At 50.4% G+C, this 9216-nt stretch carries 18 protein-coding genes; 1 reads left to right on the forward strand and 17 read right to left on the reverse strand.

Translation table 11 applies throughout. The annotated features are described in order from the left end of the window. Positions 1-12: 12 nt before the first annotated feature. The 14 genes from rplE to rpsJ all read right to left on the reverse strand — a co-directional run bounded on the left by rplE (position 13) and on the right by rpsJ (position 6383). Positions 13-552: a 50S ribosomal protein L5 gene (gene rplE, locus OGX80_RS07810; RefSeq protein ID WP_007702494.1), complete on the reverse strand. Its 540-nt coding sequence runs from the start codon at positions 550-552 to the stop codon at positions 13-15. 14 nt (positions 553-566) lie between these two features. Continuing rightward, complete coding sequence (rplX, locus tag OGX80_RS07815; RefSeq protein ID WP_012135426.1) at positions 567-881, reverse strand: 50S ribosomal protein L24; 315 nt, start codon at positions 879-881, stop codon at positions 567-569. 10 nt (positions 882-891) lie between these two features. After that, a complete protein-coding gene (rplN, locus tag OGX80_RS07820) occupies positions 892-1263 on the reverse strand; it encodes a 50S ribosomal protein L14 (RefSeq protein WP_002919748.1) in 372 nt (123 codons plus the stop codon). Between the two features lie 163 nt (positions 1264-1426). Further along, positions 1427-1681 carry a 30S ribosomal protein S17 gene (rpsQ, locus tag OGX80_RS07825; protein WP_003031120.1) on the reverse strand — a complete coding sequence of 85 codons (255 nt, stop codon included), beginning with the start codon at positions 1679-1681 and terminating at the stop codon, positions 1427-1429. Continuing rightward, a complete protein-coding gene (rpmC, locus tag OGX80_RS07830) occupies positions 1681-1872 on the reverse strand; it encodes a 50S ribosomal protein L29 (protein ID WP_000644742.1) in 192 nt (63 codons plus the stop codon). Before rpmC ends, rpsQ begins: the two co-directional genes overlap by 1 nt. After that, the gene (gene rplP, locus OGX80_RS07835) at positions 1872-2282 is read right to left on the reverse strand and encodes a 50S ribosomal protein L16 (protein ID WP_000941212.1); all 411 of its coding nucleotides are present in this window, start codon (positions 2280-2282) and stop codon (positions 1872-1874) included. Before rplP ends, rpmC begins: the two co-directional genes overlap by 1 nt. Before the next feature lie 12 nt (positions 2283-2294). After that, complete coding sequence (gene rpsC / locus OGX80_RS07840) at positions 2295-2996, reverse strand: 30S ribosomal protein S3 (protein WP_000529945.1); 702 nt, start codon at positions 2994-2996, stop codon at positions 2295-2297. A 17-nt stretch (positions 2997-3013) separates the two neighbouring features. Continuing rightward, positions 3014-3346: a 50S ribosomal protein L22 gene (gene rplV, locus OGX80_RS07845; RefSeq protein WP_000447529.1), complete on the reverse strand. Its 333-nt coding sequence runs from the start codon at positions 3344-3346 to the stop codon at positions 3014-3016. A 14-nt stretch (positions 3347-3360) separates the two neighbouring features. Next, positions 3361-3639, reverse strand: a complete 279-nt coding sequence (rpsS, locus tag OGX80_RS07850; RefSeq protein ID WP_001138117.1) for a 30S ribosomal protein S19 — start codon at positions 3637-3639, stop codon at positions 3361-3363. Between the two features lie 16 nt (positions 3640-3655). Continuing rightward, positions 3656-4477 (reverse strand): 50S ribosomal protein L2, encoded by an 822-nt coding sequence (gene rplB / locus OGX80_RS07855; protein WP_000301864.1) that lies wholly within the window; start codon positions 4475-4477, stop codon positions 3656-3658. Between the two features lie 17 nt (positions 4478-4494). Then, the gene (gene rplW, locus OGX80_RS07860) at positions 4495-4797 is read right to left on the reverse strand and encodes a 50S ribosomal protein L23 (protein ID WP_000617546.1); all 303 of its coding nucleotides are present in this window, start codon (positions 4795-4797) and stop codon (positions 4495-4497) included. Further along, the gene (gene rplD / locus OGX80_RS07865; RefSeq protein WP_000424395.1) at positions 4794-5399 is read right to left on the reverse strand and encodes a 50S ribosomal protein L4; all 606 of its coding nucleotides are present in this window, start codon (positions 5397-5399) and stop codon (positions 4794-4796) included. Before rplD ends, rplW begins: the two co-directional genes overlap by 4 nt. A 10-nt stretch (positions 5400-5409) precedes the next feature. After that, positions 5410-6039, reverse strand: coding sequence for a 50S ribosomal protein L3 (rplC, locus tag OGX80_RS07870; protein ID WP_000579837.1), 630 nt, complete (start codon positions 6037-6039; stop codon positions 5410-5412). Positions 6040-6071: 32 nt separating this feature from the next. After that, positions 6072-6383, reverse strand: a complete 312-nt coding sequence (gene rpsJ / locus OGX80_RS07875; protein WP_001181005.1) for a 30S ribosomal protein S10 — start codon at positions 6381-6383, stop codon at positions 6072-6074. A 379-nt stretch (positions 6384-6762) separates the two neighbouring features. Between rpsJ and OGX80_RS07880 the strand changes: the two genes are divergently transcribed. Beyond that, positions 6763-7230: a prepilin peptidase gene (locus tag OGX80_RS07880; protein ID WP_058669128.1), complete on the forward strand. Its 468-nt coding sequence runs from the start codon at positions 6763-6765 to the stop codon at positions 7228-7230. On the opposite strand, the gene bfr is transcribed toward OGX80_RS07880, so the two are convergent. From bfr to tuf, 3 genes are all read right to left on the reverse strand, one after another. Further along, positions 7227-7703: a bacterioferritin gene (gene bfr, locus OGX80_RS07885; RefSeq protein ID WP_012135432.1), complete on the reverse strand. Its 477-nt coding sequence runs from the start codon at positions 7701-7703 to the stop codon at positions 7227-7229. The genes OGX80_RS07880 and bfr overlap by 4 nt on opposite strands. A gap of 71 nt (positions 7704-7774) precedes the next feature. Continuing rightward, positions 7775-7969: a bacterioferritin-associated ferredoxin gene (bfd, locus tag OGX80_RS07890; protein WP_012135433.1), complete on the reverse strand. Its 195-nt coding sequence runs from the start codon at positions 7967-7969 to the stop codon at positions 7775-7777. Positions 7970-8166: 197 nt separating this feature from the next. Continuing rightward, the coding region (gene tuf / locus OGX80_RS07895) for an elongation factor Tu (protein ID WP_286470669.1) at positions 8167-9216 on the reverse strand (1050 nt) is incomplete at its 5' end.

Raw genomic sequence — 9216 nt, forward strand, 5'->3', positions numbered from 1 at the left:
AGTAACCCTACCTTACTTGCGGAACGGGAAGTCAAAGGCAGCCAGCAGAGCACGGCCTTCTTCGTCAGATTTCGCAGTAGTGGTAATGGTAATATCCAAACCACGAACGCGGTCGACTTTATCGTAGTCGATTTCTGGGAAGATGATCTGCTCACGGACACCCATGCTGTAGTTACCACGACCGTCGAAAGACTTAGCGGACAGGCCACGGAAGTCACGGATACGCGGTACAGCAATAGTGATCAGGCGCTCAAAGAACTCCCACATGCGTTCGCCACGCAGAGTTACTTTACAGCCGATCGGATAGCCCTGACGGATTTTGAAGCCTGCAACAGATTTGCGTGCTTTGGTGATCAACGGTTTTTGACCGGAGATTGCTGCCAAGTCAGCTGCTGCGTTATCCAGCAGTTTCTTGTCAGCGATCGCTTCACCAACACCCATGTTCAGGGTGATCTTCTCGACCCGAGGGACTTGCATGACAGAATTGTAGTTAAACTCAGTCATGAGTTTATTAACTACTTCGTCTTTGTAGTAATCATGCAGTTTCGCCATCGTACTACTCCAAATTACTTGATAGTTTCGCTGTTAGATTTGAAGAAACGGACTTTTTTACCGTCTTCGAATCTAAAGCCTACACGGTCAGCCTTACCGGTTGCCGCATTGAAGATTGCAATGTTGGAAACCTGAATAGCGGCTTCTTTTTCAACGATGCCACCCGGTTGGTTCAGAGCCGGAACCGGCTTCTGGTGTTTCTTAACCAGGTTGATACCTTCAACAATGACCTTGCCGGAAGACAGGACATTCTTAACTTTACCGCGTTTACCTTTATCTTTACCGGTTAACACGATAACTTCGTCATCACGACGGATTTTCGCTGCCATGATTCGCTCCTTAGAGTACTTCTGGTGCCAGAGAGATAATTTTCATGAACTTCTCGGTACGAAGCTCACGAGTTACCGGCCCAAAAATACGCGTACCGATAGGCTGCTCGCTGTTATTGTTCAGAATAACGCATGCATTACCATCGAAGCGAATGACAGAACCGTCCGGGCGACGAACACCCTTCTTGGTGCGCACCACTACCGCCTTCAGCACATCACCTTTTTTGACCTTACCACGCGGAATTGCTTCTTTGATGGTGATCTTGATGATGTCGCCTACGCCTGCGTAGCGACGGTGCGAGCCACCCAGAACCTTGATACACATTACGCGACGTGCACCGGAGTTGTCGGCGACGTTCAGCATAGTCTGTTCTTGGATCATTTTAGTGCTCCGCTAATGTCAACTACTACTGAGACCCGAAAATCAGGTCGTTAAAAAAGCCCCATATCGGGGGCGCGGCATTATAACACCGCTTCAACGATATGGGTAGAAAAAATAAACGGCCCATCGCTGAGCCGTTTATTCGTTGAGAATGGGTACTGTATTACAGAACCGCTTTCTCTACAACGCGAACCAGCGTCCAGGACTTAGTCTTGGACAGTGGGCGGCATTCGCGGATTTCAACCACGTCACCGGTACCACATTCGTTGTTCTCGTCATGTACGTGCAGTTTGGTCGTACGCTTGATGAATTTACCGTAGATCGGGTGTTTCACAAAACGTTCGATAGCAACAACAATGGATTTCTCCATTTTGTCGCTAACAACGCGACCTTGCAGAGTACGGATTTTATCGGTCATTACGCACCCGCCTTCTCAGTCAGTAAAGTCTTAACGCGTGCGACATCACGACGCACTTGCTTCAACAGGTGAGACTGTTGCAGCTGGCCACTTGCAGCCTGCATACGCAGGTTGAACTGCTCACGCAGCAGGTTCAGCAGCTCGGTGTTCAGCTCTTCAACACTCTTCTCACGCAGCTCTTTTGCTTTCATTACATCACCGTCTTAGTTACAAAGGTGGTTTTAATCGGCAGTTTCGCTGCTGCCAGCTTGAATGCTTCACGGGCCAGCTCTTCCGGTACGCCGTCCATTTCATACAGGACTTTACCCGGCTGAATCAAGGCAACCCAATACTCCACGTTACCTTTACCTTTACCCATACGCACTGCCAGCGGCTTTTCAGTGATCGGTTTGTCCGGGAATACACGGATCCAGATCTTACCTTGACGCTTAACTGCACGGGTCATAGCACGACGTGCTGCTTCGATCTGACGGGCAGTCAGACGACCACGGCCAACAGCTTTCAGACCGAAGCTGCCGAAGCTAACATCCGTACCCTGCGCCAGACCGCGGTTACGGCCTTTGTGCATTTTACGGAATTTTGTACGCTTTGGTTGTAACATCAGCGACGCTCCTTATTTACGGCCTTTACGCTGCTGCTTTTTCGGTTGAGCAGCCGGTTTTTCCGGTTGTTCAACAGCAGCCATACCACCCAGGATCTCGCCTTTGAAGATCCACACTTTAACGCCGATTACACCGTAAGTGGTGTGCGCTTCAGAGGTGTTGTAGTCGATGTCAGCACGCAGAGTGTGCAGCGGTACGCGACCTTCACGGTACCATTCGGTACGAGCGATTTCCGCGCCGCCCAGACGGCCGCTAACTTCAACTTTAATACCTTTAGCGCCCAGACGCATTGCGTTCTGTACAGCACGCTTCATAGCACGACGGAACATAACGCGACGTTCCAGCTGAGAAGTGATGCTGTCAGCAACCAATTTTGCGTCCAGTTCAGGCTTACGAACTTCGGCGATATTGATCTGTGCAGGAACGCCAGCGATATCCGCTACGACCTTACGCAGTTTTTCTACGTCTTCGCCTTTCTTACCGATAACGATACCCGGACGAGCAGTGTGAATAGTCACACGGATGCTCTTAGCCGGACGCTCGATAACGATACGAGATACGGACGCTTTAGCCAGTTCCTTCGTCAGGTACTGACGTACTTTAAAATCGCTGTCCAGGTTGTCAGCGAATTCTTTGGTGTTCGCAAACCAGGTAGAGTTCCATGGTTTTACAATACCCAGGCGAATACCATTAGGATGTACTTTCTGACCCATTGCTAGTCTCCAGAGTCTCAGCGATCGGACACAACCACAGTAATGTGGCTGGTGCGCTTCAGGATGCGATCTGCACGACCTTTTGCACGCGGCATAATGCGCTTCATGCTCGGGCCTTCGTCTACGAAAATTTTCGTAACTTTCAGATCGTCAATGTCAGCGCCATCGTTGTGTTCAGCGTTAGCAATGGCAGATTCCAGGACTTTCTTGACCAGTACAGCCGCTTTCTTGTTGGTGTAGGTCAAAATATCCAGAGCCTGCGACACTTTCTTACCGCGAATCAGGTCAGCAACAAGGCGAACCTTCTGAGCAGAAGAACGAGCATGGCGATGTTTAGCGATAGTTTCCATCTCTTCCTCCTACCTTATTTCTTCTTCGCTTTTTTATCAGCAGCGTGGCCGCGATAAGTACGAGTCGGTGCGAATTCACCCAGTTTGTGACCGACCATTTCATCGGTTACAAATACCGGAACGTGCTGACGACCATTATGGACAGCGATGGTCAAACCGATCATGTTAGGAAAGATCGTTGAACGACGGGACCAAGTGCGCAGGGGCTTCTTGTCTCCGCTTTCCACCGCTTTCTCTACCTTCTTCAGCAAGTGCAGGTCAATAAAAGGACCTTTCTTGAGAGAACGTGGCATGGCTTATCCTCTAAAATTATTTGCTACGGCGACGTACGATGAATTTATCAGTACGCTTGTTGCTGCGGGTCTTCTTACCTTTGGTCTGAACGCCCCACGGAGTTACCGGGTGCTTACCAAAGTTACGACCTTCACCACCACCATGTGGGTGGTCTACTGGGTTCATCGCGGTACCGCGAACGGTCGGACGAACACCACGCCAGCGTGCAGCACCTGCTTTACCCAGAACGCGCAGCATATGCTCAGCATTGCCAACTTCGCCCAGAGTTGCACGGCAGTCTGCTTCGACTTTACGCATTTCACCAGAACGCAGACGCAGGGTGACATAAGCACCATCGCGCGCAACGATCTGAACGTAAGTACCAGCGGAACGTGCCAGCTGACCGCCTTTACCTGGTTTCATTTCTACGTTATGAACAGTAGAACCAACCGGGATGTTGCGCATCGGCAGGGTGTTGCCTGGTTTGATTGCAGCATCAACGCCAGATTGAATCTGGTCGCCAGCTTTCAGGCCTTTAGGGGCCAGGATGTAACGGCGCTCACCGTCTTTGTACAGAACCAGCGCGATGTTCGCGGAACGGTTCGGATCGTACTCAAGACGTTCAACAACTGCCGGGATACCATCTTTGTTGCGTTTGAAGTCAACAATACGGTATGCCTGCTTGTGGCCACCACCGATATGACGAGTGGTGATACGGCCATTGTTGTTACGACCACCGGATTTGCTGTTTTTTTCCAGCAACGGAGCAAAAGGTTTGCCCTTGTGCAGCTCAGGGTTAACCACTTTAACTACGTGGCGACGACCCGGAGATGTCGGTTTACATTTAACAACTGCCATTGTATTACTCCTCCGACTTACTCAGCGCCGCCAACGAAGTCCAGATTCTGGCCTTCTTTCAGGGTGACGTAAGCTTTTTTCCAGTCGCTACGACGACCGATACGCTGTCCGTGACGTTTAACTTTCCCTTTAACAACCAGGGTGTTAACGACTTCGACTTCGACTTCAAACAGTTTCTGCACAGCAGCTTTGATTTCTGCTTTGGTCGCGTCTTTAGCAACTTTGAGAACGATGGTGTTGGTTTTTTCCATCGCAGTAGACGCTTTTTCAGAAACGTGCGGTGCGCGCAGCACCTTCAGCAGACGTTCTTCACGAATCATGCCAGCATCTCCTCAACTTGCTTAACAGCATCAGCAGTCATTACGACTTTGTCGAAGGCGATCAGGCTAACCGGGTCGATACCAGTTGCATCGCGTACGTCAACCTTGTGCAGGTTGCGCGCAGCCAGGAACAGGTTCTCGTCCAGCTCACCGGTGATGATCAGCACATCTTCCAGAGCCATGTCTTTCAGTTTCTGAGCCAGCAGCTTAGTTTTAGGCGCTTCTACAGAGAACTTCTCGACAACGATCAGACGATCCTGACGTACCAGTTCGGACAGAATGCTTTTCAGCGCGCCGCGGTACATCTTCTTGTTAACTTTTTGACTGTGGTCCTGCGGACGTGCAGCGAAGGTCACGCCACCAGAACGCCAGATCGGGCTCTTGATAGAACCAGAACGCGCACGGCCGGTACCTTTCTGGCGCCACGGTTTTTTACCGGAACCAGTTACTTCAGCACGAGTCTTCTGAGCACGAGTGCCCTGACGAGCACCAGCTGCATAAGCAACAACAACCTGGTGAACCAGCGCTTCGTTGAAATCACGACCGAAGGTAGTTTCGGAAACAGTCAGCGCGCTCTGCGCGTCTTTCAATACTAATTCCATTGCTATCCCCTTACGCCTTCACAGCTGGTTTAACGATCAGGTCGCAACCGGTTGCACCCGGAACACCACCTTTAACCAGCAGCAGGTTGCGCTCAGCGTCAACACGTACTACGTCCAGGCTCTGAACGGTTACACGTTCGTTACCCAGCTGACCTGCCATTTTCTTGCCTTTGAACACTTTGCCCGGAGTCTGGTTCTGACCGATAGAACCCGGAACGCGGTGAGACAAGGAGTTACCGTGAGTAGCGTCCTGGGTACGGAAGTTCCAGCGCTTAACGGTACCTGCGAAACCTTTACCTTTAGAGGTGCCAGTTACGTCAACTTTTTTAACGTCAGCAAACAGTTCAACGCTAATGCTCTGACCAACGGTGTATTCTTCACCCTCTGCCAGACGGAACTCCCACAGGCCGCGGCCAGCTTCTACGCCAGCTTTAGCAAAGTGGCCAGCTTCCGGCTTGGTTACACGGTTAGCTTTTTTAGCACCAGTGGTAACCTGAACAGCGCGGTAGCCATCGTTAGCCAGATCTTTAACCTGAGTAACGCGGTTTGCTTCAACTTCGATTACGGTTACTGGGATAGAGACGCCATCTTCAGTGAAGATGCGGGTCATACCCACTTTTTTACCGACTAAACCAATCATTGTTTCAACCTCTCAATCGCTCGATGACCTGATTAACCCAGGCTGATCTGCACGTCTACACCGGCAGCCAGGTCCAGACGCATCAGAGCATCAACGGTTTTCTCGGTTGGCTCAACGATGTCAACCAGACGCTTGTGAGTGCGAATTTCGTACTGATCGCGCGCGTCTTTGTTAACGTGCGGGGAGATCAGAACGGTAAAGCGCTCTTTGCGGGTCGGCAGCGGGATCGGACCACGGACTTGCGCACCAGTGCGCTTAGCAGTCTCGACGATTTCCGCGGTTGATTGATCGATCAGACGATGATCAAACGCTTTCAGGCGGATACGGATTCTTTGGTTCTGCATGAGACCAGAGCTCCAATTATTTTATAAACGAAAATGATTACTCCTCGTGCCCATTACGATTGATGGGAGAGTGTAACCGTTCTTACGTAGCTCCCCGATTGGGAGCATTGTTAGATAACCAAATCGGCTACCTAAGGTTCAGATCGAACCTGCCGTCAACTAAGACAAGCCCGCGCATTATACGCAAATCTCAGCCTGACGCAAGTGCCGCGTAGATATTAATCATTTCGTCTGTAATGCGAGCAACTTCGCACACGCGTTGTGCCGTTTTTGTTTTGCGCATTTTCTTCGGAATACACTGCGCAACGTCATCATTCCTCCGTTGCGTGGAAAATGAGTTTCACGGATGGTGAGCGCAACGTTTAATGAGGATGACATGATGCAACCCGACCTCCCCTTCCTGATTATCTACCTCTTATTATCTGCGCTATCCGGGATATATGACGCGCGAACAGGACTCTTGCCCGATCGGTTTACCTGCCCCCTGCTCTGGAGCGGCCTGCTTTATTACCTGTGCTGTTTACCTGACCATTTGCCAGATGCGCTTTGGGGCGCCATTGCGGGTTACGGCGGGTTCGCCCTTCTCTATTGGGGATATCGACTGCTGTATCGCAAAGAAGGGCTCGGGTACGGCGATATCAAATTTCTTGCCGCGCTTGGCGCCTGGCATCGTTGGGAGTCATTACCCCTGCTGGTCTTTCTGGCCGCGCTTATTGCCAGCATTAACGTGATGGCGATGTACGTAATAAACGGGAAAGGGGCATTAAAAAACCCGCTGCCGTTCGGGCCATTTCTGGCGGCTGCGGGTTTTATCATTGGCTGGAAAACACTGCTGTCGGGGAGTTAATCGTCCACTTTAATTTGCGATTGCAGGTAATTCTGTAGACCAATTTTTGCAATCAGATCCAGCTCCGTCTCAAGCCAGTCGATATGCCCTTCTTCATCTGTCAGGATCTCAATCATCATGTCCCGGCTAACGTAATCATGAACGCTGTCGGCGTAGGCTATGGCTTCACGTAGATCCTTCGCTCCTTCCAGTTCCAGACGGAGATCTGACTGCAACATCTCTTCGACATCTTCACCAATGCCCAGCTTGCCAAGATCCTGCAAGTTTGGGATACCCTCAAGAAATAAAATACGCTCGATATATTTATCAGCGTGTTTCATTTCATCGATGGATTCATGGTATTCGACATCATTCAGACGAGTGAGCCCCCAGTTTTTAAACATACGGGCATGGAGAAAGTACTGATTGATTGCGACAAGCTCATTTCCCAATAGTTTATTGAGATAATTTATGATTTTAACATCACCTTTCATTTTATAGTCCCTCCGCTTCCACTCTTAGAGCGTAGATGGGGCTACAAGGATGTCAAAAAAAAGAATGTGACTCAGGCGATTTCTTTAAACTCCGGCATTTGCATTAACTCATCCTGCATCACTTCACGCGCCGCACGGACGCACTTACCGCATTGATTTCCAACAGGAATAAACTTACGTAATTGTTGGAAAGATTGAGGGTGAAACTGACGAACAGCCTGACGAATTTTTTTATCACTTACACCATTACACAAACAAACGTACATGATCGCTCCCGTTCAATTTCTGCGCAAAGTGTAAATGAGAATAGTTATGATTACAATAGCACAAATACGTTTGTGTGCAGGGAGAGGAATAAAAAATGCGACTAAATATGACACTCTTTATATAGCAGGTAGATATGACAGACAGCAAAAAGGGCGCCGAAGCGCCCTTTTTAAGTGCAGAACTAATTATTAAATAATTAGCTCATTACTTTAGCAACAACGCCCGCGCCAACGGTACGGCCGCCTTCACGGATTGCGAAACGCAGACCGTCGTCCATCGCGATCGGGTGGATCAGGGTAACAACCATTTTGATGTTGTCGCCCGGCATTACCATCTCTACGCCTTCCGGCAGTTCGATGGTGCCAGTCACGTCAGTTGTACGGAAGTAGAACTGCGGACGGTAGCCTTTGAAGAACGGAGTATGACGGCCGCCTTCATCTTTAGACAGAATGTACACTTCAGATTCGAACTTGGTGTGCGGCTTGATGGTGCCCGGCTTAGCCAGTACCTGACCACGTTCGATTTCTTCACGTTTGATACCACGCAGCAGAACACCTACGTTCTCACCAGCACGGCCTTCGTCCAGCAGTTTGCGGAACATTTCAACGCCAGTACAGGTAGACTTCGCAGTCTCTTTGATACCAACAATTTCAACTTCTTCGCCCACTTTGATGATACCGCGCTCTACACGACCGGTAACAACGGTACCACGACCGGAGATGGAGAATACGTCTTCGATCGGCAGCAGGAACGGCTTGTCAATCGCACGCTCTGGTTCCGGGATGTAGGAATCCAGGTAGCCAGCCAGTTCGATGATTTTCGCTTCCCACTCAGCTTCGCCTTCCAGCGCTTTCAGAGCAGAACCACGAACGATCGGCGTGTCGTCGCCCGGGAAGTCGTACTGAGACAGCAGTTCACGCACTTCCATCTCAACCAGTTCCAGCAGCTCTTCGTCATCAACCATGTCGCATTTGTTCAGGAACACGATGATGTACGGAACGCCTACCTGACGACCCAGCAGGATGTGCTCACGGGTCTGCGGCATCGGGCCGTCAGTCGCAGCAACAACCAGGATCGCGCCGTCCATCTGCGCAGCACCGGTGATCATGTTTTTAACATAGTCGGCGTGGCCCGGGCAGTCTACGTGCGCGTAGTGGCGAGTCGGGGTGTCGTATTCAACGTGAGAAGTGTTGATGGTGATACCACGAGCTTTTTCTTCCGGCGCGTTATCGATCTGGTCGAATGC

Source organism: Citrobacter sp. CK194 (assembly GCF_030333395.1).
GTDB classification, from domain to species: domain Bacteria; phylum Pseudomonadota; class Gammaproteobacteria; order Enterobacterales; family Enterobacteriaceae; genus Citrobacter_B; species Citrobacter_B koseri.

Excerpts from the sequence above, each read along its gene's own strand:
- rplE (WP_007702494.1), bottom strand. The coding sequence starts at position 552 with ATGGCGAAACTGCATGATTACTACAAAGACGAAGTAGTTAATAAACTC.
- rplX (WP_012135426.1), bottom strand. The coding sequence starts at position 881 with ATGGCAGCGAAAATCCGTCGTGATGACGAAGTTATCGTGTTAACCGGT.
- rplN (WP_002919748.1), bottom strand. The coding sequence starts at position 1,263 with ATGATCCAAGAACAGACTATGCTGAACGTCGCCGACAACTCCGGTGCA.
- rpsQ (WP_003031120.1), bottom strand. The coding sequence starts at position 1,681 with ATGACCGATAAAATCCGTACTCTGCAAGGTCGCGTTGTTAGCGACAAA.
- rpmC (WP_000644742.1), bottom strand. The coding sequence starts at position 1,872 with ATGAAAGCAAAAGAGCTGCGTGAGAAGAGTGTTGAAGAGCTGAACACC.
- rplP (WP_000941212.1), bottom strand. The coding sequence starts at position 2,282 with ATGTTACAACCAAAGCGTACAAAATTCCGTAAAATGCACAAAGGCCGT.
- rpsC (WP_000529945.1), bottom strand. The coding sequence starts at position 2,996 with ATGGGTCAGAAAGTACATCCTAATGGTATTCGCCTGGGTATTGTAAAA.
- rplV (WP_000447529.1), bottom strand. The coding sequence starts at position 3,346 with ATGGAAACTATCGCTAAACATCGCCATGCTCGTTCTTCTGCTCAGAAG.
- rpsS (WP_001138117.1), bottom strand. The coding sequence starts at position 3,639 with ATGCCACGTTCTCTCAAGAAAGGTCCTTTTATTGACCTGCACTTGCTG.
- rplB (WP_000301864.1), bottom strand. The coding sequence starts at position 4,477 with ATGGCAGTTGTTAAATGTAAACCGACATCTCCGGGTCGTCGCCACGTA.
- rplW (WP_000617546.1), bottom strand. The coding sequence starts at position 4,797 with ATGATTCGTGAAGAACGTCTGCTGAAGGTGCTGCGCGCACCGCACGTT.
- rplD (WP_000424395.1), bottom strand. The coding sequence starts at position 5,399 with ATGGAATTAGTATTGAAAGACGCGCAGAGCGCGCTGACTGTTTCCGAA.
- rplC (WP_000579837.1), bottom strand. The coding sequence starts at position 6,039 with ATGATTGGTTTAGTCGGTAAAAAAGTGGGTATGACCCGCATCTTCACT.
- rpsJ (WP_001181005.1), bottom strand. The coding sequence starts at position 6,383 with ATGCAGAACCAAAGAATCCGTATCCGCCTGAAAGCGTTTGATCATCGT.
- OGX80_RS07880 (WP_058669128.1), top strand. The coding sequence starts at position 6,763 with ATGCAACCCGACCTCCCCTTCCTGATTATCTACCTCTTATTATCTGCG.
- bfr (WP_012135432.1), bottom strand. The coding sequence starts at position 7,703 with ATGAAAGGTGATGTTAAAATCATAAATTATCTCAATAAACTATTGGGA.
- bfd (WP_012135433.1), bottom strand. The coding sequence starts at position 7,969 with ATGTACGTTTGTTTGTGTAATGGTGTAAGTGATAAAAAAATTCGTCAG.